Raw genomic sequence first — 26,512 nt, 5'->3', positions numbered from 1 at the left:
ATGACGCTACGCCGGTGAGGTGCTCCGGGGTATCCGAGTGGGTTACTGCACGCCCAGCTGTTTGAGGCGATCGAGCTTGGCCGCGTAGAGCTGCTGGTTGCGCCGCGTGGTGCTGGTGCTCAGCGCGAGGTCGAGCTGGCTGCGCGCGGCGCGCATGTCGCCCAGTTGCGCCTGGGCCTGGGCCAGCCAGAAGTGGAACTCGTGGTTGTAGGGCGCGCGCTTCACTTCCTTCTGGAACCAGGCCTTCGCGTCGGCGTAGTCGCCGCGCCGCATGGCGGCGCGGCCGAGGTCGAAGAAGTAGTAGGGCGGCTCGGGGTCGAGACGGGTCAGCGCACGCGTGAGCGCAGCCGATTCCTCGGTGCGGCCCTGCACTTCGAGCACCCGGGCCAGGTTGCTCATGGCCATGGTGCTGGTCGGGTCGCGCTGCAGCACGTGAGCGAACACCTTCTCGGCCTGGCTGGCCAGGCCGTGGCGCAGGTAGATGACGCCCAGCGTGTTGTAGGCGCTCAGATAGCCCGGCTGGTGCGAGACCGCGGCGCGAGCCCACGCGTAGGCGGTGTCGAGATCGCCCTCGGCAAGAGATTCGGCGGCGCGATTGTTCATGTACATCGCAGCGACAGTGGATTCACTCACTTCACGGGAGCGCTGTCCGCGGAGCTCTTCGGGCGGCAGGAAGTCGATGGTCCAGGTGGTGAGTCCGGCCGTCATGCCACCGTGGACACCCGGCTCCGTCAAGCGGTGGCCGAGCGTCAGGTTGACGTGGCCGCTGGCGAAATAGATGTCATTGGCACGGGTCCAGATGTCGTCGGTGTAGACGCTCTGGTAGGTGACCTGCATCCCCAGATGGTTGGCGATTGCCCCAGTCATGATGACCAGCGAGAGGCAGTTGCCCGAGCGCGCCTCGAAAGCCTCGGTGGCATTGCGCGTGTGCTCGGAGTCGTACTCGAGCTTGAGCTGGTTCTTGCGGTAAAGCGCCTCGAGGAGGCCTTGCTTCAGCCCCTTGCTTCGAATCTGCCTGGACAGTTCGGTGTCGATGTAGGCCTTCATCTCGGGCGAGAGCGCGAAGATCTGCCCCGCCTGTACCGGCTGCGCGGGCGGCGTGAACGAGCTGTCGGAAAAGAGCTCCGTCGGCACCTCGGAACGGGTCGGAACGTTTGCGCAGGCAGTGAGCAGCAGGCAACTCAGCAGCAGGAGACAGCGCTTCATGGGGCAGTGGGGCAACCGTGTGGGTTGCCGCACCGCCCCATGCTATGCCGATCGGCGCCTCCCCGCATGAGGAAACGCCCGATGGCAATGCGCGTATCTCAGCTGTTGGCGCAGACGAAGCTGGCCGCGCTCTCGATGCTGCCGGTGCCGCTGTACCTGGCGAACTTGGGGTAGGGGCACAGCGGGCGGGTGCGGTTCGGGAAGAACGCGTTGGTGGCGCTCGCGCCTGCCAGGATGGAGTCGGGCGCCTGGCCTTTCTCGACCCAGTCGACCATGGGCGTGAGCACGTCGAACTGGTCGGTGGCGCGGCCGCCCGAGCAGTGGTTCTCGCCCGGAACCGGGAAGAAGCGCGCGAAGGCCTGCGTGGCGGCGACGCCGCCGTTGTTGGCCGCCAGCCGCTCGAAGTAGTCGACCGTGTCGTTGGCGCTGAAGATCGGGTCGGCCAGGCCGTGCAGGAACATCAGCTTGCCGCCGCGGTTCTTGTACGGCGTGAGGCTGTCGTCGGCATAGGTGTCGTAGATCGACGAGTAGGCCGCCATGCGCTGCGGGTCGGTGTCGATGTTGAAGTTGAGTGCGACGAAGGTCGGGTCGGAGGGCGTGAAGAACTCCCAGCGCAGTGCGTCGGCCATCAGGGCGTTGTAGGCCGAGTTCGGCGTGGCGGTGGTCGAGCTGCCCAGCGTCCAGGCGCGCCAGCCGGGTTGGTCGACGGCGGGGTCGGCCACCTGGCCGGCATAGAGCTTCACGTTGGCCGTGTTGCGCGGGCCGTCGAAGATGCGCTGCAGCGCGGTGACCTGCGGCGCGCTCAGGCAGGTGGCGTCCTTGGCGCCGGGGCATTGCAGCACCGTGGGGGTGAAGGTGCAGGCGCGCCAGTGGTTCACCATGCCGTCGGTGGCGCCGTCGAGCGCGTCGCACTGTTGCAGGATGGCGCCCGACACCAGCGCGAGGTCGGCGTTGCTGAAGGCCTTGCTCAGGATGGGCGAGCCGCCTTCCACGGGCGCGATGTTGGTGAGCTGCTGGTTGTTCCACATCGCCGCCACGGTGGCGCCGCTGGAGACGCGCATGGCCGGTGCATGCGCCACCACGCCGTCGAAGTAGGTCGGGAAGCGCTGCGTGAACATCATCCCCTGGCGGCCACCGCCCGAGCAGCCCACGAAGTACGAATGGTCGGGGCCGCGGCCATAGCGCTTGGCGATCAGCGCCTTGGCGTTGACGGCGGTCTTGTCGAAGGCGTTGTAGGCGTGGTCGATCTTGGCCAGCGGGTCGGTCGCGAACGACGAGGCCGTGGTGCCGGTGTGGCCGCCGTCGGTGTTGACGACCGCGTAGCCTTGCGCGAGCGCGGGCCTCAGGTCGTTCAGCGGGCCGACGTTGGTGCCCAGGGCCGGGCCGATGGTGCCGTCGTTACCGCCGCCGCCCATGAAGAGGAAGCGGCCGTTCCAGGTGTCGGGCAGCGTGAGGCGGTAGCCGATGGCGTAGCTCTTGCCATCGACACCGGTGCGCGCGTTGGTGCTGGCCGTCACCACGCAGTGCGCCGGCAACGGCCGCGAAGGCGTGCCTGCGCTGGCCGCGCCGTCCGCGTTGTAGACCACGGCCACCGTGGTGGCGGCGAGGCCCGAGTTGGCGACCAGCGCCTCGCATTGCTGCTGGGCAGTGGGGGCGTCGTCGTCGCTGCCGCCGCAGGCCGCGAGGGCGGCGCTCAGCAGCAGCAGGGAGAAGTGCTTGGGGTGCATGTGTCGTGTCTCCGATCTGTGTTGTGGTGGCCGCGCAGAAGCGTCCCGCAGGGCGTACGGAAATCGTAGGAGCGGTGCAGCGCTTGGCCTGTCCTCCCTGAGGATGACAATCGCGGCATGACACAACGCATCGCCATCGTCAGCGCCATGCACCAGGAACTGCAGGCGCTGCTGCAGCACATGCCCGACGAGGCGCCTGTGCGACGCGCCGGGCGCGAGTTCTGGGTCGGCCACCTCGAAGGGCGCGAGGTGGTGACCGTGTTTTCGCGCATCGGCAAGGTGGCGGCCGCCACCACGGCGACCGTGCTGCTCACGCAGTTCGACGTGGACCGCATCGTCTTCACCGGCACGGCCGGCGGCCTGGGCGATGGTGTGCGCGTGGGCGACGTGGTGGTCGGCGACGAGCTGCTGCAGCACGACATGGACGCCTCGCCGCTCTTCCCGCGCCACGAGGTGCCGCTGTACGGGCGCTCGCGCTTCGCGGCCGATGCGGTGATGTCGGACGCGCTGGCGCGCGCAGCCGCCGAAGCGCTGGCCGCCGAAGGTGCGCGCGTGCACCGCGGCCTGCTGGTCAGCGGCGACCGCTTCCTCTCCGATCGGGCTGAGAACGATGCGCTGCGCGCGCGCTTGCCCGATGCGCTCGCGGTCGAGATGGAAGGTGCCGCCCTGGCCCAGGTGTGCCACGATTTTGGTGCGCCCTTTGCCGTGGTGCGCACCGTCTCCGACCGCGCCGACGACGATGCGCACGTCGACTTCAACCGTTTCGTGGCCGAAGTGGCCAGCCGTCACACCCTGGCCATTCTTCAGCACTACCTGCGTTCCCTTTGACTTCCTCTTGACTCCCGGAATCCACCATGACCAACAGCTCCTCCAAGCCCCGCACCCCCGGTGAATCGCGCCGCCGCCAGGTGATGGGCGACGCCTTCGTCGACCGCGCGCTGGCCGGCGCCACCGCCTTCACCCAGCCGCTGCAAGACCACGTGAGCAACCACGCCTGGGGCTCCACCTGGCTGCGCGAGGGTCTGGAGCTCAAGCAGCGCAGCCTGTGCACCGTGGCCATGCTGGCCGCACTCGGCCACACCAACGAGCTGAAAGGCCACCTGCGCGGCGCCCTCAACAACGGCGCGACCCTGCTGGAGCTGCGCGAGGTGCTGTTGCACGTGGCGCCTTACGCCGGCGCGCCCGCCGCTGTGGCGGCGTTCAGGGCGGCGTCGGAATGGATGGCGGCCGAAGGCCTGGCCTTCGATTCGGCTGGTGAATGAGACAGGCCCTGGCGTAAGCTCAAGCCTCCACCGGGAGCCCATTCCAAAGAGGAGCGAGCGATGTCTCCGAGCCTTGCACGCAATGCCTTCGTGATCGTGGTGCTGGCCACGATCGCGGCCACCGTGTTCCGTGTGTCCACCGCGCCCGACCGCATCAAGGAGCGGCGCAACACGGCGCGCGCCGCCTGCATCGGCATGGGCGGTGAGTGGGTGCAGGTCGGCAACGACGAGATCTGCCGCCGCACCGAGCCCTCGCCTGCGCAGCAGGCCAAGAAGACCTGACAAGGTGTGAACGAACCACGATGACTTCAACGACCACTCGCTTCGTCCTCCTCCCCACGCGCGGCTTCGTTGCCAGCGAACCCAACAACTCCAGCGCCGTCGACGTCTTCTTCAGCACCATGCGCGCACCCGGCCCGCGGCGCGTTGCCGCGGCGGCGGCCCCGGGCGGCAGTGCGCACTTCACGGTGCTCGACTCCATCCATTCCAACGGCGCCAAGCTGGTGTCCATGAGCGACGTGGCCTTGATGAAGCTCAAGCGCGAGCAGCCTGGCGTGCGCGTGGTGCCCGAGGTCTTCTACCCCTGGGCGCGTGCGCCGCGGCCGCCGGTGTTCACTGGCGCGCAGGCTTTCTCGGCGCGTGCCACGCTGGCGCAGCCGGTGATCAAGGTGGTGCTGCAGGGCAATGGCAAGGCGGTGCGCGGCGTCGACGTGATCGCCTTCAGCGACTTCGAGTCCCAGCGCGGCGCCCAAGGCACGACCAACGTGCGCGGCGAGGTGAGCCTGGAGCTGCCGCGCTCGGTGCGCGTGCTGCAGCGCGTGTACCTCTATCCGGCGCACAGCGCCTGGCCCATCCTGCTGCGCGACTGGCCCTTGCAGCGCGGCGTGATCGAGTTGCCGCCCATCGACCTGGGCTTCGTCGACTCGCGTGCCAAGGCCTACCCCAAGCGCGTGCCGGCCGAGGGTGAAGGCGTGACGGTCGGCGTCATCGACACCGGCATCGGCCCGCACCAGGCGCTGAATGTGGAGGGCGGCATGAATGCGGTGACCGGCGAAGACCCGGCCGACTGGTCCGACAGCGACATCCACGGCACGCACGTGGCCGGCATCATCGCCGGCAACGGATGCGGCTTCCTGGGCGTGGCACCGGGCGTGAGGCTGCGCGCCTACCGCGTGTTCGGCAAGAACGCCGAAGGTGCGTCGAGCTTCGCCATTGCCAAGGCGATCGACCGCGCGGTGGCCGACGGCTGCGACCTGCTCAACCTCAGCCTGGGCGGAGGCCCCGACGACCCCACCACCAGCGAAGCCATCAAGGCCGCCCGCGCCAAGGGCGTGGTGTGCGTGATCGCCGCCGGCAACGACGGCGGGCCGGTGGCCTGGCCGGCGCGCCACCCGCTGGCGCTGTCGGTGTCGGCACTCGGCTTCAAGGGCTTGTGGCCGGCGGGTGCGATGCAGGCCGAGACGGTGAAGCCGCCGCTGGGCAAGGAGCACAGCTTCATCGCCGACTTCTCCAACACCGGCCCCGAGATCGACCTCGCGGGGCCGGGCGTGGGCGTGATCTCGTGCATCCCGCGCGACCGCTTCGGCGTGATGGACGGCACCTCGATGGCCTGCCCCGGCGTCACCGGCGCACTGGCGCGGCGGCTGGCGGCCGATGCCAAGACGCTGGCCATGCCGCGCCACGGTGACCGCGCCGACGCCATCGTCAAGCTCGCCTTGCAGGCCGCGCGCGACATGGGTTTGCCACCTTTGGCACAGGGTGCGGGGCTCGCGCTCTGAGGCGCGGGCTTATCATGGCAAGACCATGAGCCGCTACGTTCTGCGCTACACCGGAACGCTGCCTTCACACGGCAGCGAGTCGGGCGTGGACACGCTGGAAGTGGTGCTGCGCGCCGGGGCGAAGGTCCTCGACGATGCGCCCGACATGCTGCTGGTGGAGGCCAACGCCAGCGTGGCGCGTACGCTGGAGCACCTCCTGCCGCAGTGGCAGATCGCCGCCGAAGCCACGACGCCGGTGCCCGGTGTGCCGCGGCCCGCGCTGCGCCCGGCCGCGCGCAGCCGCCGCCGCTGAGCCGTAACCTCGCCGTAACCCCACCGCAACCGCAAACGGCGCGCATACTCCGCCTCCTCTCTCTCAGGAGGCCGCATGAAGAAAGTCGTCTGGGGCGTGCTCAGCACCGCCAAGATCGGGACCGTCAAGGTCATTCCCGGTTTGCAGAAGAGCGCCTGGTGCGAAGTGCGCGCCATCGCTTCGCGCTCGCTCGCACCGGCCCGCGCGGCGGCCGACAAGCTCGGCATCGCGCAGGCCTACGGCTCGTACGAAGAGCTGCTGGCCGACCCCGCCATCGAGGCCGTCTACAACCCCTTGCCCAACCACCTGCACGTGCCGCTGACGCTGCAGGCCGCCCGCGCCGGCAAGCACGTGCTGTGCGAGAAGCCGATCGCCATCACCGCCGACGAGGCCGCGCAGTTGCGCGAAGTCGCCGGCAAGGTGCACATCATGGAAGCCTTCATGGTGCGCTTCCACCTGCAGTGGCTGCGCGCCCGTGAACTGGTGCGCAGCGGTGCCCTCGGCGAGCTGCGCTCGATCCAGGGGTTGTTCTCGTACTTCAACGACGACCCGGGCAACATCCGCAACAAGGCCGACATCGGCGGCGGGGCCTTGTACGACATCGGCTGCTACCCCATCGTCGCCGGCCGCTTCTTCTTCGAAGGCGAACCGAAACGCGTGATCGCCCTCGTCGACCGCGACCCGAAGTTCGGCACCGACCGCACCGCCAGCGCACTGGTCGACTTCGGCGGCGGGCGCCACCTCGACTTCACCGTGTCGACCCAGAGCGTGCCCTACCAGCGCCTGCAGATCAGTGGCACGAAGAAGCGCGTGGAGATCCGCATCCCCTTCAATGCGCCCCTGGGCGAGACCACGCAGATCTTCGTGGACGATGGCGGCAAGCTCGGTGATGCAAGCGCCGTGGCCGAGACGTTGCCGGCCTGTGACCAGTACACGCTGCAGGGCGATGCGTTCTCGAAGGCGATCCGCGGCGAGGCACCGCTGCCCTATGGCGTGGACGATGCCGTGCAGAACATGCGGGTGATCGAGGCGCTGTTCCGGTCGGAAAAGTCAGGACGCTGGGAAGCGCCTTGAATGGCGTTCAGGCCAGCGAGCGCGGCAACTCCACGTTCACGCTCAGGCCGCCTTCGGCCCGGTTGCGCAGCTCGATGCGGCCCTGGTGCGCGACCACCGCGGCCTTGACGATGGACAGCCCCAGGCCGATGCCACCGGTGGCGCGCTGGCGTGACGACTCCAGCCGGTAGAGCGGCAGGAACACCTTGTCCATCTCCGCCTCGGGGATGCCCGGGCCGGTGTCATCGACCTGGATGCGCACCGCGTCACCGCCCGCGTCGAGCCGCACGTCGGCGCGGTGGCCGTACTTGAGCGCGTTGTCGATCAGGTTGCACAGCGCGCGCCGCAGCGCGTTGGGGCGGCAGCTCTGCCGCACCTTGCGCTCGTGGCGAAACACATGCGCCTGCTGCGTCGCATTGAAGAGCGTCGGCACGCCGTGGAAGGTGAGCGGCGGCGGCTCGCGGAACGTGACGGGCCGGCCGAGGTCGGCATAGTCATCGCACACCGATTGCAGCAGCGCGGTGAGGTCGACCGACTTCACTGCTTCCTCGCGCACCTCGTGCGAGAGGAAGTCGATCACCTCGGTGAGCATGGTGTCCATCTCGTCCATGTCGCGCAGCATGGCGTCACGCACCTCGGCCTCGCGCACGAACTCCACCCGCAGGCGCAGCCGCGTGCTGGGCGTGCGCAGGTCATGCGAGACCGCGGCCAGCATGCGCGTCTGGTCGGCCATCATCGCGGCGATGCGCCGGCGCAGGTGGTTGTCGGCGCGCACCATGGCGCGTGCCTCGACCGGGCCGGTCTCCTTCAGCAGCGGCCCCTGCACGTCTTCGCCGCGCCGTTCGATGGCGACGGCCAGCTCGTGGAAGGGCCGGGCCAGCGCCCGTGCGGCGATGCCGCTCAGCAGCAGCACGGCGCTCAACGACAGCAGCGTGATCAGCGCCAGCACGGTGTGGCTGGGGCGCTCGTTCCAGAAGGCTTCGGCCCACAGGCCGGCGATGGCGAGGCTGGCCACGATGCCCGCCACCTGCAGGGCCAGGATGCGCCCGCCCAGCGACGGCGGCAACAGGCGCCGCAGCGGATCAGCCCACGGCGGCATGGCGGTGGTGGCGCATCACGTCGGCGCAGAGCTGGTAGCCCTCGCCGCGCACGGTCTTGATCAGCGCCGGCTCCTTGGCGGCCGCGTCTTCCACCTTGCGGCGCAGGCGCGAGACCAGGATGTCGATGCTGCGGTCGAAGGGCGGGCAGTCGCGCCCGGCCACCATGTCGGCGAGCTGCTCGCGGCTGAGCGGGCGGCGCGGGTGCTCGAGGAAGGTGGTGAGCAGCGAGAACTCGCGCGTGGACAAGGGCACCACCGTGCCGTCGCGCGCCTGCAGTTCGCGCGCGACCACGTTGAGCCGCCAGCCGACGAAGCTGTAGGCGACCGGCGCGGCTTCGCCTTGCGCCTCCGTGCCGCGCGACTGGCTGCGCCGCAGCACGGCCTTGATGCGCGCCATCAGCTCGCGCGGGCCGAAGGGCTTGACCAGGTAGTCGTCGGCGCCGAGCTCGAGGCCGATCACACGGTCGGCCTCGTCGCGCAGGGCGGTGAGCATGATGATCGGCAACTGGCTGGTGTTGCGCACCTCCTTGCACAGCGCGAAGCCGTCCTGCCCGGGCATGAGCACGTCCAGCACGATGAGGTCGATGCGCCAGTCCTTCAGCGCGCGGAACATCTCGCGCCCGTTGCCGGCCACGGTGACGAGGAAGCCGAACTCCTGCAGATGGCGTTTGGTGAGCTTCTGGATCTCGACGTCGTCGTCGACCACGAGGATGTGTGGGGCGCGTTCCATGCGGTGTCTCGTCCGGTTGTTATGTAACGCTGCGTAGCAGCCCCGGCCCGCCGTCGATCGGCGTTACACGAAACCACTGCGGCCGCGCGTGCCACTGGGCACGATCGCGCTGCGCACATTAAGTCCAGCGGGTGGACCCGTCAACAACGCGCAGGAGACCGACATGAGGCAAGCAAAGAATCTGCTGGCGTGGTGCACGCTGGCTGCAGGCTTGTGCCTGATGGGCACGGAGGCGGCGGCCGGGCCGCCCACCGTGGAGGTTCTGCACTGGATGACCTCCGGTGGCCAGGCCAAGGCCATGAAGTCCTTGAAGGACGACATGGAGTCGCAAGGCGGCAAGTGGATCGACACGCCGGTGGGCGGCGGCAGCAGCGAAGAGGCGCTGACGAAGCTGCGCGCCCGCGTGCTGGGCGGCGATGCGCCTTCGGCCGTGCAGCTCAAGGGCCCGCTGATCCAGGAGTGGGGCGCGCTCGGCGTGCTGCAGCCCATCGACGATGTGGCGACTGCCGGCAAGTGGGAGCAGGTGCTGCCCAAGTCGGTGGCCAACACCATGAAGTACAAGGGCCAGTGGGTGGCCGCGCCCGTCAACGTGCACCGGCTCGACTGGATGTACGCCAACCCGGCGGTGCTCAAGAAGGTGGGCATCACCATGCCGACGAGCTGGGAGCAGTTCGACGCGGCGGCGGCCAAGCTGAAGGCCGCCGGCATCACGCCGCTCGCGCACGGCGGCCAGGCCTGGCAGGACGCGTCCCTGTGGGAGATCGTCGTCATCAGTGTGGGTGGCCCGGCCTTCCACCAGAAGGCGCTGGTCGAACTGGACCCCAAGGCGCTGGGTGGCGACACCATGCAGAAGGTGTTCGAGCGCATGCGCAAGCTGCGCGGCTACGTCGATGCCAACTTCTCCGGGCGTGACTGGAACCTCGCCACCGCGATGATCATCAACGGCACGGCCGGCTTCCAGCTCATGGGCGACTGGGTCAAGGGCGACATGAGCGCGGCCGGCAAGGAACCCGGCAAGGACTACGTCTGCGCCAACCCTCCAGGCACCGACAACGCCTTCCTCTTCATCGTCGACAGCTTCGCGATGTTCAAGAGCAAGGACCCGGACCGCCTGGCTGGCGAGAAGCTGTTCGCCAAGCTGATGATGGAGCCGCGCTTCCAGGAGAACTTCAACCTGGCCAAGGGCTCGATCCCGGTGCGCACGGACATGAAGCTCGACAAGTTCGACAGTTGCGCGCTCGCCGCGAGCGACCAGATGGCCAGGACGGTGAAGTCGGGCGGCTTCGCACCCTCGGCCATCCACGACATGGCCGTGCCGATGGCAGTGAAGGGCGCGATGACCGACGTGGTGACCAAGCACTTCAACTCCGACATGTCGTCGGCCGAGGCCGCAAAGAGGTTGGCCGATGCGGTCAAGCTGGCGCGGGAGTAGGGCGCGCTGTGTCGACGCCCTGGAACGTGGGTCGCCAGCGTGCTCTCGCGGTCGCCGATGCGCCGGCAATCGCCGGTCGGTCGCCGGCGGCCCTTGCACGCCGCTGGCTGCAGGAGAACCTGTCGGCGCTGATCATGGCGCCGACCTTCGCGGTCACGCTGGTCTTCGTCTATGTCTTCATCGGCTGGACGGTCTACATGTCGTTCACCGGCTCGCGGATGATGCCGGTGTACGAGCTGATCGGCTTCGACGCCTACACGCGCCTGTGGCAGATGGAGCGCTGGGGCGTCTCGATCCGCAACCTGCTCATCTTCGGCGGCCTCTTCATCGTGCTCAACCTGGCGGTGGGCCTGCTGCTCGCGGTGCTGCTCGACCAGCGCATCCGCTTCGAGGGCACGCTGCGCGCAATCTTCCTGTACCCGATGGCACTCAGCTTCATCGTCACCGGCACGGTGTGGAAGTGGATGCTCAACCCGGGGCTCGGCCTGGAGCGCTCGGTGCACCTGCTGGGCTGGAGCGGCTTCACGTTCGACTGGATCATCCAGCCCGATCTCGCCATCTACACCATCGTGCTCGCGGGCGTGTGGCAGACCTCGGGGCTCATCATGGCAATGTTCCTCGCGGCGCTGCGCGGCGTCGATCAGGACGTGGTGAAGGCCGCCTACATGGACGGCGCGACCATGCCGCAGATCTACTGGGGCATCATCATCCCGTCGATCCGGCCGGCCTTCTTCTCGGCCATCGTCGTTCTCGCGCATTTGGCCGTGAAGAGCTTCGACCTGGTGATCGCGATGACCAACGGCGGCCCGGGCTACGCGACCGACCTGCCGTCGATCTTCATGTACGCGATGAGCTTCCAGCGCAACAACATCGCGGTGGGCTCGGCCACCGCCGTGATGATGCTGTGCACGGTGATGGCCATCGTCGTGCCCTACCTGTACTCCGAGCTGCGGCCGGGGGCGCGGCATGACTGAGTTCCGCTCCGCCTACGCCGCCACGCCGGCAGGTCGCCTGGGCCGCTACGGGCTCTACGTGCTGCTGCTGGTCTTCGCGGCCTACTACCTGGCGCCGCTCTACGTGATGCTGGCCACCTCGTTCAAGCCGCCCGAGGAGATGCGCGAGAGCTCGCTCTTCGCGCTGCCGCGCCTGCTGCAGTGGGACACCTGGCGCATGACCTGGAGCGAGGTCTGCATCAGCGTCAACTGCGGCGGCATGAAGCCCTACTTCGGCAACTCGCTGGCGGTGGTGCTGCCGGCGGTGGTGATCTCCACGCTCATCGGGGCCATCAACGGCTATGCGCTCACCATGTGGCCCTTCCGCGGCGCCAACCTTCTGTTCGGCATGCTGCTCTTCAGCTGCTTCATCCCGTTTCAGGCGGTGATCCTCCCGCTGGCGCAGCTGCTGGGCAAGATCGGCCTGGGCAGCAGCACCGGCTGGGGCGTGATGACGGCCTACATCGTCTACGGCCTGGGCTTCACCACGCTCTTCTTCCGCAACTACTACGTGACGCTGCCGCGCGAGCTCGTGAAGGCGGCCACCATCGACGGCGCGGGCTTCTTCGGCGTGTTCTGGCACATCCTGCTGCCCATCTCGGCGCCCATCTTCGTGGTGACGGTGATCTGGCAGTTCACGCAGATCTGGAACGACTTCCTGTTCGCGGCCACGCTGACCGATGGCCCCGGGCAGACCATCACCGTCGCGCTCAACAACCTGGTCAAGACCTCGCAGGCGACCAAGCGCTACGACGTCGACATGGCCGCGGCCATCCTCACCGGGCTGCCCACGCTGGTGGTCTATTTCCTGGCCGGCAAGTATTTCGTGCGCGGGCTGACCGCGGGCGCCGTGAAAGGTTGAGCGTGGCTTCTCTCGAACTCGTCAACGTCTCCAAGTCCTTCGGGCGCGTGCCGGTGGTGAAGGACGTGTCGCTCACCGTCGACGACGGCGAGTTCCTGGTGCTGGTGGGGCCGTCGGGCTGCGGCAAGTCGACCCTGCTCAACCTGATCGCGGGCCTGGAGCCCATCACGCAGGGCGAGATACGCATCGACCGCAAGAGCGTCAACGACGTGCACCCCAAGGACCGCGACATCGCAATGGTGTTCCAGTCGTACGCGCTCTATCCGAACATGACGGTGGAGCGCAACATCACCTTCGCGCTGAAGATGCGCGGCGCGGCCAAGGCCGAGCGCGATGCGGCGCTTCAGCGCGTGGCCTCGCTGCTGCAGATCGAGCCGCTGCTCGACCGCAAGCCGGCCCAGCTCTCGGGCGGGCAGCGCCAGCGCGTGGCCATGGGGCGCGCGATGGTGCGTGATCCGTCGATCTTTCTCTTCGACGAACCGCTGTCCAACCTCGACGCCAAGCTGCGCCTGGAGATGCGCACCGAGATCAAGCGCCTGCACCAGCGCCTGGGTACCTCGGCGGTCTATGTGACGCATGACCAGATCGAGGCGATGACGCTCGCCAGCCGCATCGCGGTGATGCGCGACGGCGTGCTGCAGCAGTGCGCCGACCCGAAGACGGTGTACGACACGCCGGCCAACATGTTCGTGGCCGACTTCATCGGCTCGCCGGCCATGAACTTCCTGCCCGCCACGCTGATCCAGCAGGGCGACGCGCTGGGCGTGCACGTGGGCGAGCAGGGCGGCGAGAAGGCCTTCTTCGCTCTGCCGCGCGCCAACGGCCACCATGCCGACTGGCTGGGTCGCGAGGTGGTGCTGGGCGTGCGGCCCGAGCACCTGGCGCCGGCCGAGGCCGGGCAGGCGCAGGCGGCGCAGTTCGAGTGCCGGGTCGACGTGGTCGAGCCCACCGGCACCGACACCATGGTCTTCTTCGAATGGGCCGGGGTGCGCATGGTGGCGCGCACCCACCCCAACACGGCGGTGGTGCCGGGCAGCAGCCTGCGCATGGTGGTCGACACGGCGCGCGCCAGCGTGTTCGACCCGCGCTCGGGCGATCGCATCTGAGGCGAACGGCCATGGCTGACGACGCGCTCATCCTCGTCACCGGCGCCGCCGGCAAGGTCGGCCAGACCTTCATCGCGCGGCTGTTGGCCGATGCGGCGTACACGCGCTTCCGCGTGCGCGCGCTTTGCCACAAGCGGCTGCTGCCGTCCGCGCCGCGGCTGGAGGCGGTGCGCGGTGCGATGCAGGAACGCGCGGACGTCGAGCGCGCCATGCAGGGCGTGACCCACGTGCTGCACCTGGCCACCAGCAAGGAGACGCCCGACGAGGTGATGGACGTGGCTGTGAAGGGCATGTTCTGGCTGCTCGAGGCGGCGCGCACCAGCCCCACGCTGAAGCAGTTCGTGCTGGTGGGGGGCGATGCGGCCATCGGCCACTTCTTCTACCCGCGCAGCGGGCCGGTCACCGAGGAGCAGCCGCACAGCGCCTACCCGGGTTGCTATGCACTGTCCAAGGTGCTGGAGGAGGTGATGCTGCAGCAGTTCCAGATCCAGTACGGGCTGAACGGCTGCTGCCTGCGCGCGCCGTGGATCATGGAGAAGGACGACTTCCGCTTCCAGCTGTCGTTCGGGCCCGACGTGTTCGGCGGACCGCGCTGGTGCGAGCTGGTCCCGGCGACGCAGGCCGAGGCGTATCACCGACAAGGCGCCGTGCCCGTGATGCTGGACGCGCAAGGCCAGCCGGTGAAGCGCAACTTCGTGCACGTGGACGACCTGGTCGGTGCCCTCCTGCTGGCGCTGGACAACCCGCGCGCCCACCAGCAACTGATGCATGTGTGCATGGACGAGCCGGTGGACTACGGCGCCTTGGGCGAGTACCTCGCCCGCACGCGCGGCCTGCCGCAGGTGCCGCTGCGCACCCCCTACCACTCGACCTGGATGGACAACGCCCGGGCGAAGCTGCTGCTGGGTTGGCGCCCGCAGTACGACATGGCGCGCCTCGTGGATGCAGCCTGGTCCCATGAGCGTTCGCCCCAGGACCCGCGGGTGGTGTGGTACCCCGGCTGACCGGCCGGTGCTCTCGACAACGCACTTTCACACGAGGAGACACGAGGATGAAGATGATGAACAGACGCAGGGCGCTCACGACCCTGTCGGCCGCGGTGGCGCTGTGCGCTCCCGGCGTGGCGCTGGCTGCCGGCAAGAAGCTGGTGATCGGCTTTGCCCAGACCGGGGCCGAAAGCGAATGGCGCACGGCCAACACCGACTCGATACGCTCGGCCGCCAAGGAAGCCGGCGTGGAGCTGAAGTTCTCGGACGGCCAGCAGAAGCAGGAGAACCAGATCAAGGCCATCCGCGCCTTCATCGCGCAGAAGGTGGACGTGATCATCCTCGCGCCGCTGGTCACCACCGGCTGGGACGTGGTGCTGCTGGAAGCCAAGAAGGCCAAGATCCCGGTGATCCTGGAAAGCCGCAACGTGGACGTCAAGGACACATCGACCTGGACCACCTTCGTGGGCTCGGACTTCGTCGAGGAAGGGCGGCGCGCCGGCCGCTGGCTGCTCGACCACACCAAGGCCACGCAGGGCGACGTGAACATCGTCGAGCTGCAGGGCACGGTGGGCTCCGACCCGGCCAACGACCGCAAGAAGGGCTTCGAGGAAGCGATCAAGGGGCAGGCGCGCTACAAGATCATCCGCTCGCAGACCGGCGATTTCACGCGGGCCAAGGGCAAGGAGGTGATGGAAGCTTTCCTGAAGGCCGAGGGCAAGAAAATCAACGTCCTCTACGCGCACAACGACGACATGGCCATCGGTGCCATCCAGGCCATCGAGGAGGCCGGCCTGAGGCCGGGCAAGGACATCCTCGTCATCGGTGTCGATGCGGTGAAGGGCGCCTTCGAGGCCATGATGGCCGGCAAGATGAACGTGAGCGTGGAGTGCAGCCCGCTGCTCGGGCCGCAGCTGATGGAAGCGGCCAAGAAGGCCGCAGCCGGCGAGCCGCTTCCGCGCTGGATCAAGACCAACGAGGGCGTGTTCCCGGCCGAGGTGGCAGCCAAGGAGTTCCCGAACCGCAAGTATTGAAGGGCCTGTCCGGCCGATCGATTCTCAAGGGGTGTGTGTCGCGCTTGGGGCTGCGACCGCGTGCCGACGCGGTTCAGCCCCTCTTTTGCGACCGGACCGCTTGCCACACGCGCCACCCCAGCAGCGCGGCCACGATGGCGGCATAGATCGACCACTCGCCGAAGTTGTTCTTGGCCGCCTTCATCCAGAAGAAGTGCAGCAAGCCCAGCAGCACCACGGCGTACACCAGCTTGTGCAAGGTTTGCCAGCGCTTGGCGCCCAGCGCCTTGATGGCACGGTTGAACGAGGTGGCTGCCAGCGGAACCATCAGCACGAAGGCCACAAAGCCCACCAGCGCAAACGTCCGCTTGGGGATGTCCTTCGCGATCGTCTGCAGGTCGAAGCCCATGTCGAGCCAGGCATACGACAGGAAGTGCAGCACCACGTAGAAGAACGTGAACAGCCCCAGCATGCGGCGAAAGCGCGCCAGTGCGGGCTGGCCGCTCATCACGCGCAGCGGCGTCACGGCCAGCGTGAAGCACAGGAAGCGCAGCGTCCAGTCGCCGGTGGCGCGGATCAGGGCTTCGGCCGGGTTGGCGCCCAGGGTGTTGGCCGCTGCACCATAGAACAGCCACGCGAACGGCAGCAGGCACAGCACGAAGAGCGCCGGCTTGGCCGCAGGGTGCAGCAGCACCGGCCGCCGGCGTGCGGGGGGCGGGGCTGTCGAGGAAGAGACCACGGCCGACATGGTCAGTAGTTCTTCTGCAGGTCCATGCCGGCGTAGAGCTGGCCCACCTGCGGCTCGTAGCCGTTGAACATCAGCGTGGGGCGTTTCTTGGCAAAGAGGCCGTCTTCGCCGATACGGCGCTCGGTGGCCTGGCTCCAGCGAGGGTGGTCGACCTTCGGATTGACGTTGGAATAGAAGCCGTACTCGCGCGCCGCGGCGAGGTTCCATGAGGTGAGAGGCTGCTTCTCGGTGAAGCGGATCTTGACGATGGACTTACCGCTCTTGAAGCCGTACTTCCATGGCACGGCGACGCGCACCGGCGCGCCGTTCTGGTTGGGCAGCACCTCGCCGTAGAGGCCGAAGGCCAGCAGCGTCAGCGGGTTCATGGCCTCGTCCAGGCGCAGGCCTTCCACGTAGGGCCAGGCCAGCACGTGTGAGCCGATCCCGGGCATCTGCTTGGCATCGGCCAGGGTGGTGAACTCGACGTACTTGGCATTGCCCGTGGGCTCCACGCGCTTGATCAGCTCGGCCAGCGAATAGCCCACCCACGGGATGACCATCGACCAGCCCTCGACGCAGCGCAGCCGGTAGATGCGCTCTTCCATCGGGCTCAGCTTGAGCAGCTCGTCAAGGTCGTAGACCTTGGGCTTTTTGACTTCGCCCTCGACCGCCACCGTCCACGGGCGCGTTTTGAGCGTGTGAGCGTGCTGCACCGGGTCGCCCTTGTCGGTACCGAACTCGTAGTAGTTGTTGTAGCTCGTGACGTCGGCGTAGGCCGTGAGCTTTTCCATCGTCGCACCGCCCGAGACGGTGCTGCGCGCACCGGGCAGCGCCGCCAGCTTGCCGGGTCGCGCGGCCTGTGCCATCGCGTCGCGGCCCGCCCAGGCGGCCAGCGCCATGCCGCCGCCCGCCGCCATCAGCTTGAGCAGATCGCGGCGGCGCTCGTACACCTCGCGCGGGGTGATGTCGGAAGTGGTGGCGTGGTTGAAGCCACGGTCTTTGCGGTAGTGCATGTGTACTCCTGGTGCGCGTCGAAACCCGTGGGCCTATGTCGCCGTTGGAGGCGCGGCCCTTACAAAGGGTTCAGGACAAATCGCCGAAATTGGTGTCGTCGATCACCGCGCCGAACTGGGTGTCGGAGAACAGCCGCAGCGAATTGCGCGTCACGCGCTCGCGGAAGCTCTTGCGGGCGAACAGCTTGGCCTGCGCTTCGCCGGGGAGGTCGGTGATGTTGATGATGTTCTTGACGATCAGCGTGTCGATCACGTCTTCGATCACGCGCACGAAGTCGGCGTCGAGGCGGCCGAACTCGGCTGGGGTGGTTGTGCTGTGGCCGATGAACGCCATCAGCTCGCTGTGACCCTCGGGAAGAAACTCCATGCCGCCAGTGTCGTGGCGGTGCAGGCTTTCGATCGAACCGTCGGGGCCGCGGCGGATGTAGGGCATGGCGCAGGCGTGAGTGGGTGTGGCGACACTATAGGCCGACCCCCTTTGCCGTGCCACGCGCACCATGAAAAAAGGCCGGTCAATGACCGGCCTGGGTGCGCGCATGAAATGGGGTCAGCGCATGCCCGCGATGTAGTCGGCGACGGCCTTGATTTCCTTGTCGTTCAGTTTGGCGACGACGCCCGACATGACGGCGCTGTTCTTGCGCGTGTTGTCGCGGAAGGCCTTCAGTTGCAGTTCGGTGTAATCGGCGTGCTGGCCGCCCAGGCGCGGGTACTGCGATGGGATGCCGGCGCCCGTCGGGCCATGGCAGCCCGAACAAGCCGGCACGCTGCGGTCGGCGATGCCACCGCGGTAGATCTTCTCGCCCAGGCTCACGGTGTCCTTGCTCTTGGCGAAGCCGGGCTTGGCTTGCTTGGAGGCGTAGAAGGCGGTGACGTTCTTGATGTCTTCATCGCTCAGCGTGGCGGCAAAGCCCTGCATCACGGCGTTGGTGCGCTTGCCGGCCTTGAACTCGGTGAGCTGCTTGGCGAGGTACGCGGCGTGCTGGCCCTGGATGATGGGGTTGGCCGGTGCGCCACGCGAGCCGTCGGCGGTGTGGCAGGCGCCGCACACGTTGGTGGAGATCGCCTGGCCCTTGGCCAGATCGGGCTTGGCTGCGGCGGCTGGGGTCTCGGCGGCAGTGGCCGGTGCCAGGGTGGCAGCGATCAGCATCAGGCTCGACAGCAGGGGGGCGAAAGGCTTCATGGGCTTCAATCTTTTTTGATGCAAAACCCGGAGATTTTACAATGCAAGTTTTGGGCGCCCGAATGGCCGAGCAAAACAATTCAAACCGACCGGTCCCCGCGCCATCCGACGCCGAGAAGGCTTCGCTGTCCTGGGCGCACACGGCGCGCTTCCTTACCACGGCCAGCCAGCTCGACCAGCTGCCGCAGACCGAGCTGCCCGAGATCGCTTTCGTGGGCCGGTCGAACGCCGGCAAGTCCACGGCCATCAACACGCTGACGCAGCAAAAGCGGCTGGCCTTCGCCTCCAAGACGCCGGGTCGCACACAGCACATCAACCTCTTCGAGCTGGGGCCGAAGACGGCGGCCGACGCGCTGTTCGCCGACCTCCCGGGCTACGGCTACGCGGCCGTGGCCAAGGGCGCCAAGCTGCGCTGGCAGAAGGTGATGGCCGACTACCTGGAGCTGCGGCGCAGCCTCACGGGCGTGGTGCTGATGGTCGACTCGCGCCTGGGCTTCACCGACCTCGACCTCCAGCTGCTCCAGTTTGTCTCCTCGCGCGTGGGCAACGGTTCGGTCAAGCTGCTGGTGCTGCTGACCAAGGCCGACAAGCTCAACCGCAAGGAAGCCAACGAGGCCTTGATGAACGCCCAGAACGTGCTCGGCGAGATCTCGACCGACGAGGCCGACGTGAGCGTGGCCTTGTTCTCCGCACTGAAGAAATCCGGCGTCGGCGATGCGGCCGGCGTACTGCACTCTTGGGTCCACCCATGATCGACACCTTCTTTGCCAAGCTGCCGCACGACATCACGCTGCACTGCCGGGCTTCGGGCCCGAAGGGCGCGCCGGTGCTGCTGTTCCTGCATGGCTTCCCCGAGGCGGCCTTCGTGTGGGACGAGATGCTGGCGCATTTCGGCCAGCGCTACCGCTGCATTGCGCCCAACCTGCGCGGATACGAACAGTCTTCGGCGCCCGCCGACGTGCAGGCCTACCGGGTCAAGCACCTGGTGGCCGACCTGCTGGCCCTGATCGAACGCGAAACCGGAGGCGGGCAGCTCGAAGCGCTGGTGGCACACGACTGGGGCGGTGCCGTGGCCTGGACGGTGGCCGCCTTGCACCCGCAGGCCCTCAAGCGCCTGGTGATCATCAACTCACCGCACCCGGCGACCTTCTTGCGTGGCCTGCAGACCGACCCCGCCCAGCAGGCGGCCAGCGCCTACATGAACTTCCTCTGCCGGCCGGATGCCGAGGCCCAGCTGAGCGAGAACGACTTTGCTCTCATGTGGCCCTTCCTGGCCGGCATGGGTGCCACCGACCCGGGCCATCCCGGCGGTGGCTGGCTCACCGAGGCAGTGAAAGACCAATACCGCACCGTCTGGCGGGCCGGGCTGACCGGTGCGTTGAACTACTACCGGGCTTCGCCGTTGCGCCCGCCCACGGCGCCCGATTCACCGGTGATGGCGTTGCAGTTCCCGCCTGAGTTCGTGACGGTACGTGTGCCTACCCACGTGGTCTGGGCCGAGGCCGACCGGGCTCTGCCCGCGAGCCTGCTCGATGGTCTGGAGGCCTACGTGCCGCGCCTGAGCCTCACGCGGGTGCCCGGTGCGACGCACTGGATCGTGCACGAGCGTCCGCAGTTGATCGCCCAAGAAATCGAAGCCGCTCTGGCGCGCTGAAAACTCGTCTCAGGCGATCAGCAAACGAACGGCCGAGATAATCAGTGCAATCACCAGGATCTTGCGCAGTACCTTGGTCGGGAGTTTTCGGGACATCCTCACCCCGACCGAAGAGAAAACCATGCCGCTGACGATCAATATCACCATGCCGATCGGGGAAATCGGGCTGGCCTGGTTTGTCGTCGCGCTGTGGTCGACATACAGCAGCGATATCAGGTAGCCAACCACCGACAGGGCGCCGATGATCAAGCCCGTCATGTTGGCGGTGGCGATGGCGTCCTGGAATTTGCGCTTGGCGGCGTACACGAAATAGGCAATGGTGTAAGTGCCTCCTCCGACGCCAATCAAGGTGGATACTCCACCGATCAATCCACCGAAGAACAAATCCATGAATTTGTTGGAAGCTCGCTCGCCGGTGGATTCGGCCACCGGCCACAGCATCACGGCGGCCAGGCAGAGCTGAAGCACGGCCACCAGGGCAGGAGTGACCAGATGCTTTGCCCCACTGAGGGTAAGCGCCACGATCGGCGTCACGACAACGGCCCCGAGCACATAGAAGCGCGAGTTGGTAATGATTTCCGTGCGCTCTTCGGGTGTGCGGATTCGATATTGCTTGGCCGCCGCTCCAATGGAATTGAAAAGCACGGCGAACCATGAAATGACAATGGCGTCGTGCAGCGCGGCGCTGCCATATAACCAAGTGAGTGCAGGCACCACCACGATGCCGCCAGCCAGGCCAACCAACCCTGCAATGAACCCAGAAAGTGCGCCGGTCACCAGCAATACAAGGGTTTCCATCAAATTGGTATGTTCGCTTCGGTTAAGACATATTCCTGACGAGCGAGATCTTATGAACCAAATGCAGGAATGGTGCCATCCCGCAGGCCGCTTGAAGGTGGTGTCTGGTGCGGCTGGTTAACTCTGATCGGCGGGTGGGCCGTCAAAGTCCGGCGCAGTATCTCACGGGTTTCGTGACATTTGGCCGTCGGGCCCACGAGAAATGCACGGTCGTGCGGCAGCTGGTCAGCCGAGCGAAATGATGGGTGGTCTGGCAGGCGCGCAGAACGCGCGCGGCCCTGCGCTTACAACGCGCCGTGAGCGGTCGTGGGAATGCGCAGCGCGGTGTGTTGTGAAGGCTGTTCACCCACGCGGGCGAATGGGAAGTGCTTCAGCAGCTCGGTCTCGACACAAACCTCTTCACCCGGGTCCAGGACGCGCAGGAACGCATTGATCACGCGAGCGGCGGGTGTCTGCGCAGGGGTGTCATGGTTCATGGCGGTCTCCGTGAAGAGGCGGGTGTTGCAAGTTGCATGGGTGTGCGTTGGCGCGAGTATCTGTTTGTGTCGGCCACTTGTCTCCCACCCGCACCCGTGTTTTGCACGCGAATTCAAAGCTCTCGTGATCGAGTTCACGCGATGAATGCCGGGGCCGTTCAGGCCTGTCGGCCCAGTGCTCCGGGCCGCCTGTGCAGCCCGTGACATCTGCCACGAACGGCAATCAGGTCGGGCGCGCGAGGTTGCGCAGCATGCCGTCGACGGCGCGCTGGATCAGCGAGTGGGCGTACAGCGGTGTCAGCAGTTGGGCGTCGCGCAGCCGTTCCAACGCGCGCTGGCTGACCGAATGCGTGTGCAGTGGCGTTTCGCCGGCAAAGAGCAGGAAGCGGCCTTGCTCGCTGCGCCACAGCAGCTGCACCTGCGTCCACGCGCCGTGCAGGAAGAGGCGGTAACGCTCACCGATGGCCATGTTCTTGACCCACCCGGGCGCGTCTCTTCCGGGTTCTTCGGCGCTGGCATTCATCAAGGCCGCCGGTACGGTCTCCATCGAACCGAGGTCGATCAGTGAATCGCTGAAGCCCGGGGTGTCGAGCGGCTCGGGCTCCACGGCCACCTCTTCGCGCATGCGGCGCACGATCTCTTCGGGCGTGAGGTTCTCTTCGCCCGCCGTCGGCTCACTGCGTGCGCCGGGCTTCAGGGCCTCGGAGTGGACCTTCATCAGCTCGTCGAGCACCGCCTGCTGTTCGGGCGCTGGCAGCTTGATCAACGCCATGCCGTCGCGCAGGCGTTGCAGCAATCCAGGCAGCAGGGCCAGCAGCCGCTGGCGGCTCTGCGGGTGGCTGGGCAACTTGAGACTCCACAGCAGGTCGTCCACCGCCTTCAGGAAGCCGGCGGTCTGCTCGCTCTGGTGGCCGGAGTGCATCACGGATTCGGTCAGCACACGCGCCCAGGTGGAGGTGACGAAACGGCGGATCACGCCGCTGGCCTGGATCGGCACCATCTGCTCGACCAGGCGCGACGACAGATTGCGCTGCAACTGCTCGGCCTCCTCGGCCTTGATGAGCGACTGGATGGTGGGTTGGGCCGCGGTTTGCTGCTGCCTGAGCTGTTCAGCGAGAAAGCCATCCAGGCGCGCCAGGCTGCGCCGGTACAGGGCGGTGTCCTGCTGGGGCTCGCTCGCCATGTCGCCGACCAGGGTTTCGCAGAACCTGAGCAGCGCTTGCAGGCGCGGGTCGCCGGCGTGTGGGTAGGCTGTGGTGGTGCTGACGATGCGATCCATCAGCACCCACACCGGGTGGTCGTAGGCGTCGAGCATGCCCGGGTCGAGCAAGGCGATGCGCAGGGCGGACACCTGCATGCGCGCGATCACGGCGTGCAGCCCGGCCGGCAGGGACCGGTCGGACAAGATGGTCTCGAACAGGCGTGACAGCAGCTCGATGATCTGGCGGTCGACCGTTTCGCCGGTGGTGGCGATCAGCGCAGCGCGGTGCTGTGCGAGCTGTGGTGTTTCGGTGTCGGCGGCGCCTGCAGGGGCCGCCACGGGCATGCGGCTCAGCAGCTCCTCGACGCGCAGGAGGGCCTGCTCGAGGGCTGGCGCAGCCATCGGCATGGCGCGGCGCTTCGCTTCGGGGGCGCCTGCGCCAGCCACCAGACCTCCCGGCATGCTGCGCATGAGGCCATCGAGCGCGCCGGGGCGGGTGACGTCCATCTCGGGTGGCTCTTCGCGCCCGGCGCCCGGGGCGATCACGACGGTGCGGTAGATGCCCGGGGTCACGCCCTGCGATTCCAGCCGCGTGCAGGCAGCCGCGAACGCCAAGCGCAAGAAGCCGGCGATCACCGTGGCCGACACCCGCAACAGGATCACCTGCTGCACCGGCGCGATCGGCAGCGCCGTGGCGGCCTGCCAGAGCGCGCGGGCGTACGACTGCGGCCGCAGCGGGTTGGACTCGGCCGTCACGTGGGCCTGCCCACGCAGTGTGGAGGTGAAGGTCTGCAGCTCGCGCAGCTCCCACTCGGCGCCGGTGTCGATCTGCTGGATGGCGCGCGAGATCTCGATGTCGGACTCGACACGCGTCTCGTCCATCAGCTCGAGGCCACCCAGGCTAAGTGGCCCGGCGCCGGTGGTGTCGGCCGCTTGGGGCTCCAGCTCGGCGAGCACCAGCTTGCGCAAGGCATCGACGAAGCTGCGCTGGTACAGCGCCTGGTTCTGCTGCAGTGACTGCACCAGGCCGAAATAGTGCTGGCGCTCGCTGGCGGTGAGCAGGTGGTCGCGCGGCTGGCGCAACTGCTCGAGCGTGGCCGCGAGCGTCTTGGAGATGAGGTCGGCGGAGCGTTTCAGCTCGTCATCAACGAAGCGCTGGAGTAGCGGTGCGATGGGCATGCGCTATTTTGAGGCGCGCCCCGGGCTTGTCAAAGCAAGGCGTTTCAGAACCTTTCAGGCCGTTCAAGGACGGGCTCGAGCCTGGCGCTGAACACTGCCTGCACCGTTTGCGGCTTCAGGAGGATTCACCATGGCCATCAGCATGCAGGGCAGCTGGACGCTGCGGGTGGCAGGGCTCAATGCGGCCTATGCCCAGCGCTTCATCGTGCGTGGTGCCGAGCGCGGCAATGGCACCTACGACGGCATCATCGGCAAGGCCGTGTTCGTGAGTGGGCGGCACTGGTCGCTGCAGGTCCAGCACCGCCCTGGCCGCCGCCCCTGGGCCGATTCGCTCCAGCGCATCGGCCTGCCGCGCGTGGAAGGCGGTCTGCTGCGCTTCGAACTGGCATCGAACGATGGGGGCCTGGACAACGACTACGACGACCTGGTGCTCTCTTGCTCGCTGCCCGTGAGCCAGGCCGACCATGTGGTCTATGGCAGCGTAACGCGCCACGTGGGCAGCGGCCCGTTCAACCCGCGGCGCGACGACTACCTCGTGATCGACCCGCCGGTCGATCTGGCGGCCGTGTGTGCACGCCATCCGCACTTGGCCGAGGTGGTCCGCAAGCTGTACCCCGAGCGGCTGCGGGCCTTGCGCGGCACGGCGGGTGACCCCACGCCGCTCGTCCTCCCCAGCGGCCTGCCGGCGGTCTCGGTGGGCTTGCTCTTCGAATCGCGTGCATTGCGGGACGTGGCCTGCCGCGAGTACGACGAGCGAGCCATGGTTGCCGCGCTGCAGACCACCGTCAAACGCATGCCCTTCAGGGCGGTGGTGCCAAAGGCAGGTCTGGGCCGCCTCGCGCCCAGGGATCTGGACGTGATCGCCGAGATGCGCGAGGCAGCCCTGCGCCAGCATTGCGTCAGCGAGCCCGCGCCCGGGCTCATGCTGCGCTTTCAGCACTACGAACGGTCGGCCGACGAACTTGCGGATGGGCCGTACGTGGGCACCGGCCTGCGTGAAGACCTGGGGGCCGCGGTGACGGACGAGCAGGGGAGCTACGTCTTCCGCTTTCGTCGTGAACAGGTGGCGGCCGGACGGCCGAACGTCATCGTGCAACTGCTGAGCGGCTCCGGTGGCGGGCGCGGCTGCGCATTCGAGACGGCGCCGTACGACCAACTGGCCAACCTGCGCCGCATTGACCTGTGTGTCCCGCAGACGCAGGTGCACAGCGCACACCCTTGCGTGGACGACCGCGTGATCCAGCGTGCACGGCACGTCATGGTGGCGGCACCCGATGACCCCCTGGGGGTGCGCATGCGCCAAGCCGCATAGCAGCCAACGGGTAGCCGCCAAAGAAAAGGGCTGCCGAAGCAGCCCTTTCGCAGTTGGCGTCTCTCTTTCGAGAGCAGCCTGGACTTACATGTCCATGCCCATGCCGCCCATGCCACCCATGCCACCAGGCATGCCGCCGCCGGCCGGTGCGTCGTCCTTCGGGGACTCGGCGACCATGGCTTCGGTCGTCAGCATCAGCGAAGCGACCGAGGCTGCGTTTTGCAGCGCCGTGCGGGTCACCTTGGTCGGATCCAGGATGCCCATTTCGATCATGTCGCCGTAGGTGTCGTTGGCTGCATTGAAGCCGTAGTTGCCCTTGCCGCTCAGCACGGCGTTGACGACCACGCTGGCTTCGCCGCCGGCGTTGTAGACGATCTCGCGCAGCGGGGCTTCGATGGCCTTCAGGACCAGCTTGATGCCGGCTTCCTGGTCGGCGTTGTCGCCCTTGATGGCGCCAGCGGCTTGCTTGGCGCGCAGCAGGGCCACGCCACCACCGGCCACGATGCCTTCTTCAACGGCGGCACGGGTTGCGTGCAGCGCGTCTTCGACGCGGGCCTTCTTTTCCTTCATCTCGACTTCGGTGGCAGCGCCAACCTTGATCACGGCCACGCCGCCGGCCAGCTTGGCCACGCGCTCTTGCAGCTTTTCGCGGTCGTAATCGCTGGTGGCTTCTTCGATCTGCACGCGCACTTGCTTCACGCGGGCTTCGATGTCGGCAGCAGCGCCGGCGCCGTCGATGATGGTGGTGTTTTCCTTGCCCACTTCAACGCGCTTGGCTTGGCCGAGGTCGGCCAGCGTGACCTTCTCGAGCGTCAGGCCGACTTCTTCGGCGATGACCTTGCCGCCCGTCAGGATGGCGATGTCTTCCAGCATGGCTTTGCGGCGGTCGCCGAAGCCAGGCGCCTTGACGGCCACGACCTTCAGGATGCCGCGGATGGTGTTGACCACCAGCGTTGCCAGCGCTTCGCCTTCGACTTCTTCGGCAATGATCAGCAGCGGACGGCCGGCCTTGGCAACTTGCTCCAGCGTGGGCAGCAGGTCACGGATGTTGCTGATCTTCTTGTCGAACAGCAGCACGAAGGGGTTGTCCAACAGCGCCGATTGCTTCTCGGGGTTGTTGATGAAGTAGGGCGACAGGTAGCCGCGGTCGAACTGCATGCCTTCGACGACGTCGAGTTCGCTCTCGAGCGACTTGCCGTCCTCGACGGTGATGACGCCTTCCTTGCCGACCTTGTCCATGGCATCGGCAATGATCTTGCCGATGGACTCATCGCTGTTGGCCGAGATGGAGCCGACTTGCGCGATTTCCTTGGAGGTGGTGGTGGCCTTCGAGGCCTTCTTCAGCTCGGCGACCAGGGCCGTGACGGCCTTGTCGATGCCGCGCTTCAGGTCCATCGGGTTCATGCCGGCGGCCACGTACTTCATGCCTTCGCG

27 protein-coding genes are annotated in these 26,512 nt (G+C 67.4%); 15 read left to right on the top strand and 12 right to left on the bottom strand.

The window, feature by feature from the left end; all coding sequences use genetic code 11:
- Window positions 1-42: 42 nt before the first annotated feature.
- Together VFL64_RS03470 and VFL64_RS03465 are read right to left on the bottom strand one after the other, a co-directional pair.
- Window positions 43-1,206 (bottom strand): tetratricopeptide repeat protein, encoded by a 1,164-nt coding sequence (locus VFL64_RS03470; RefSeq protein ID WP_489538992.1) that lies wholly within the window; start codon window positions 1,204-1,206, stop codon window positions 43-45.
- A 98-nt stretch (window positions 1,207-1,304) separates the two neighbouring features.
- The gene (locus VFL64_RS03465) at window positions 1,305-2,933 is read right to left on the bottom strand and encodes a DUF6351 family protein (RefSeq protein WP_489538991.1); all 1,629 of its coding nucleotides are present in this window, start codon (window positions 2,931-2,933) and stop codon (window positions 1,305-1,307) included.
- A gap of 117 nt (window positions 2,934-3,050) precedes the next feature.
- Here VFL64_RS03465 and VFL64_RS03460 point away from each other — a divergent pair, with 117 nt between their 5' ends.
- The 6 genes from VFL64_RS03460 (at window position 3,051) to VFL64_RS03435 (ending at window position 7,339) form a co-directional block, all read left to right on the top strand.
- Entirely contained in the window at window positions 3,051-3,761 is a 711-nt protein-coding gene (locus tag VFL64_RS03460; RefSeq protein WP_489538990.1) for a 5'-methylthioadenosine/adenosylhomocysteine nucleosidase, read from the top strand.
- A gap of 26 nt (window positions 3,762-3,787) precedes the next feature.
- Window positions 3,788-4,195 (top strand): carboxymuconolactone decarboxylase family protein, encoded by a 408-nt coding sequence (locus VFL64_RS03455; RefSeq protein WP_489538989.1) that lies wholly within the window; start codon window positions 3,788-3,790, stop codon window positions 4,193-4,195.
- Between the two features lie 60 nt (window positions 4,196-4,255).
- Window positions 4,256-4,477 (top strand): hypothetical protein, encoded by a 222-nt coding sequence (locus tag VFL64_RS03450; protein ID WP_489538988.1) that lies wholly within the window; start codon window positions 4,256-4,258, stop codon window positions 4,475-4,477.
- Window positions 4,478-4,497: 20 nt separating this feature from the next.
- Window positions 4,498-5,973, top strand: a complete 1,476-nt coding sequence (locus VFL64_RS03445; protein ID WP_489538987.1) for a S8 family serine peptidase — start codon at window positions 4,498-4,500, stop codon at window positions 5,971-5,973.
- A 25-nt stretch (window positions 5,974-5,998) separates the two neighbouring features.
- On the top strand, window positions 5,999-6,265 hold the full coding sequence (locus tag VFL64_RS03440; RefSeq protein WP_489538986.1) for a hypothetical protein: 267 nt from the start codon (window positions 5,999-6,001) through the stop codon (window positions 6,263-6,265).
- A 75-nt stretch (window positions 6,266-6,340) separates the two neighbouring features.
- Window positions 6,341-7,339 (top strand): Gfo/Idh/MocA family protein, encoded by a 999-nt coding sequence (locus VFL64_RS03435; protein WP_489538985.1) that lies wholly within the window; start codon window positions 6,341-6,343, stop codon window positions 7,337-7,339.
- Between the two features lie 7 nt (window positions 7,340-7,346).
- On the opposite strand, the gene VFL64_RS03430 is transcribed toward VFL64_RS03435, so the two are convergent.
- On the bottom strand, window positions 7,347-8,417 hold the full coding sequence (locus VFL64_RS03430; RefSeq protein WP_489538984.1) for an ATP-binding protein: 1,071 nt from the start codon (window positions 8,415-8,417) through the stop codon (window positions 7,347-7,349).
- Window positions 8,401-9,147 carry a response regulator gene (locus VFL64_RS03425; RefSeq protein ID WP_489538983.1) on the bottom strand — a complete coding sequence of 249 codons (747 nt, stop codon included), beginning with the start codon at window positions 9,145-9,147 and terminating at the stop codon, window positions 8,401-8,403. Before VFL64_RS03425 ends, VFL64_RS03430 begins: the two co-directional genes overlap by 17 nt.
- 163 nt (window positions 9,148-9,310) lie before the next feature.
- On the opposite strand from VFL64_RS03425, the gene VFL64_RS03420 reads away from it, so the two are divergent.
- The 6 genes from VFL64_RS03420 to VFL64_RS03395 are packed head-to-tail and all read left to right on the top strand — an operon-like array spanning window position 9,311 to window position 15,559.
- Window positions 9,311-10,579 (top strand): ABC transporter substrate-binding protein, encoded by a 1,269-nt coding sequence (locus VFL64_RS03420; protein WP_489538982.1) that lies wholly within the window; start codon window positions 9,311-9,313, stop codon window positions 10,577-10,579.
- Window positions 10,580-10,587: 8 nt separating this feature from the next.
- Window positions 10,588-11,553: a carbohydrate ABC transporter permease gene (locus tag VFL64_RS03415; RefSeq protein WP_489538981.1), complete on the top strand. Its 966-nt coding sequence runs from the start codon at window positions 10,588-10,590 to the stop codon at window positions 11,551-11,553.
- Complete coding sequence (locus VFL64_RS03410) at window positions 11,546-12,433, top strand: carbohydrate ABC transporter permease (protein WP_489538980.1); 888 nt, start codon at window positions 11,546-11,548, stop codon at window positions 12,431-12,433. Before VFL64_RS03415 ends, VFL64_RS03410 begins: the two co-directional genes overlap by 8 nt.
- 2 nt (window positions 12,434-12,435) lie before the next feature.
- The gene (locus VFL64_RS03405; RefSeq protein WP_489538979.1) at window positions 12,436-13,539 is read left to right on the top strand and encodes an ABC transporter ATP-binding protein; all 1,104 of its coding nucleotides are present in this window, start codon (window positions 12,436-12,438) and stop codon (window positions 13,537-13,539) included.
- Window positions 13,540-13,550: 11 nt separating this feature from the next.
- On the top strand, window positions 13,551-14,543 hold the full coding sequence (locus VFL64_RS03400) for an NAD-dependent epimerase/dehydratase family protein (protein WP_489538978.1): 993 nt from the start codon (window positions 13,551-13,553) through the stop codon (window positions 14,541-14,543).
- Between the two features lie 47 nt (window positions 14,544-14,590).
- Window positions 14,591-15,559 (top strand): ABC transporter substrate-binding protein, encoded by a 969-nt coding sequence (locus tag VFL64_RS03395; protein WP_489538977.1) that lies wholly within the window; start codon window positions 14,591-14,593, stop codon window positions 15,557-15,559.
- Between the two features lie 73 nt (window positions 15,560-15,632).
- Here VFL64_RS03395 and msrQ read toward each other — a convergent pair whose 3' ends face one another.
- The 4 genes from msrQ to VFL64_RS03375 all read right to left on the bottom strand — a co-directional run bounded on the left by msrQ (window position 15,633) and on the right by VFL64_RS03375 (window position 18,458).
- Window positions 15,633-16,286, bottom strand: coding sequence for a protein-methionine-sulfoxide reductase heme-binding subunit MsrQ (gene msrQ / locus VFL64_RS03390; protein WP_489538976.1), 654 nt, complete (start codon window positions 16,284-16,286; stop codon window positions 15,633-15,635).
- A 2-nt stretch (window positions 16,287-16,288) separates the two neighbouring features.
- Window positions 16,289-17,278, bottom strand: a complete 990-nt coding sequence (gene msrP / locus VFL64_RS03385) for a protein-methionine-sulfoxide reductase catalytic subunit MsrP (RefSeq protein ID WP_489538975.1) — start codon at window positions 17,276-17,278, stop codon at window positions 16,289-16,291.
- A 70-nt stretch (window positions 17,279-17,348) separates the two neighbouring features.
- Window positions 17,349-17,711, bottom strand: coding sequence for a hypothetical protein (locus tag VFL64_RS03380; RefSeq protein WP_489538974.1), 363 nt, complete (start codon window positions 17,709-17,711; stop codon window positions 17,349-17,351).
- Between the two features lie 114 nt (window positions 17,712-17,825).
- Window positions 17,826-18,458, bottom strand: coding sequence for a c-type cytochrome (locus VFL64_RS03375; RefSeq protein ID WP_489538973.1), 633 nt, complete (start codon window positions 18,456-18,458; stop codon window positions 17,826-17,828).
- A 62-nt stretch (window positions 18,459-18,520) separates the two neighbouring features.
- Between VFL64_RS03375 and yihA the strand changes: the two genes are divergently transcribed.
- Both yihA and VFL64_RS03365 read left to right on the top strand, forming a co-directional pair.
- The gene (gene yihA / locus VFL64_RS03370; RefSeq protein ID WP_489538972.1) at window positions 18,521-19,210 is read left to right on the top strand and encodes a ribosome biogenesis GTP-binding protein YihA/YsxC; all 690 of its coding nucleotides are present in this window, start codon (window positions 18,521-18,523) and stop codon (window positions 19,208-19,210) included.
- Window positions 19,207-20,112 carry an alpha/beta fold hydrolase gene (locus VFL64_RS03365; RefSeq protein ID WP_489538971.1) on the top strand — a complete coding sequence of 302 codons (906 nt, stop codon included), beginning with the start codon at window positions 19,207-19,209 and terminating at the stop codon, window positions 20,110-20,112. The genes yihA and VFL64_RS03365 overlap by 4 nt, the downstream gene beginning before the upstream one ends.
- A 9-nt stretch (window positions 20,113-20,121) precedes the next feature.
- On the opposite strand, the gene VFL64_RS03360 is transcribed toward VFL64_RS03365, so the two are convergent.
- The 3 genes from VFL64_RS03360 to VFL64_RS03350 all read right to left on the bottom strand — a co-directional run bounded on the left by VFL64_RS03360 (window position 20,122) and on the right by VFL64_RS03350 (window position 23,766).
- Window positions 20,122-20,910 carry a sulfite exporter TauE/SafE family protein gene (locus VFL64_RS03360; protein WP_489538970.1) on the bottom strand — a complete coding sequence of 263 codons (789 nt, stop codon included), beginning with the start codon at window positions 20,908-20,910 and terminating at the stop codon, window positions 20,122-20,124.
- A 284-nt stretch (window positions 20,911-21,194) separates the two neighbouring features.
- The gene (locus VFL64_RS03355) at window positions 21,195-21,386 is read right to left on the bottom strand and encodes a hypothetical protein (RefSeq protein ID WP_489538969.1); all 192 of its coding nucleotides are present in this window, start codon (window positions 21,384-21,386) and stop codon (window positions 21,195-21,197) included.
- 223 nt (window positions 21,387-21,609) lie between these two features.
- The gene (locus VFL64_RS03350; RefSeq protein ID WP_489538968.1) at window positions 21,610-23,766 is read right to left on the bottom strand and encodes a DUF1631 family protein; all 2,157 of its coding nucleotides are present in this window, start codon (window positions 23,764-23,766) and stop codon (window positions 21,610-21,612) included.
- Window positions 23,767-23,896: 130 nt separating this feature from the next.
- Here VFL64_RS03350 and VFL64_RS03345 point away from each other — a divergent pair, with 130 nt between their 5' ends.
- On the top strand, window positions 23,897-25,078 hold the full coding sequence (locus tag VFL64_RS03345; RefSeq protein WP_489538967.1) for a hypothetical protein: 1,182 nt from the start codon (window positions 23,897-23,899) through the stop codon (window positions 25,076-25,078).
- Between the two features lie 84 nt (window positions 25,079-25,162).
- On the opposite strand, the gene groL is transcribed toward VFL64_RS03345, so the two are convergent.
- Window positions 25,163-26,512, bottom strand: a 1,350-nt coding sequence (gene groL / locus VFL64_RS03340; RefSeq protein WP_489538966.1) for a chaperonin GroEL, incomplete at its 5' end; no start/stop codon positions are given.

Origin of the sequence: Rhizobacter sp., assembly GCF_035702065.1 — a bacterium.
In the GTDB taxonomy this organism is placed as follows: Bacteria; Pseudomonadota; Gammaproteobacteria; order Burkholderiales; family Burkholderiaceae_C; genus Rhizobacter.
This window is presented reverse-complemented; position numbering and strand designations above follow the sequence as displayed.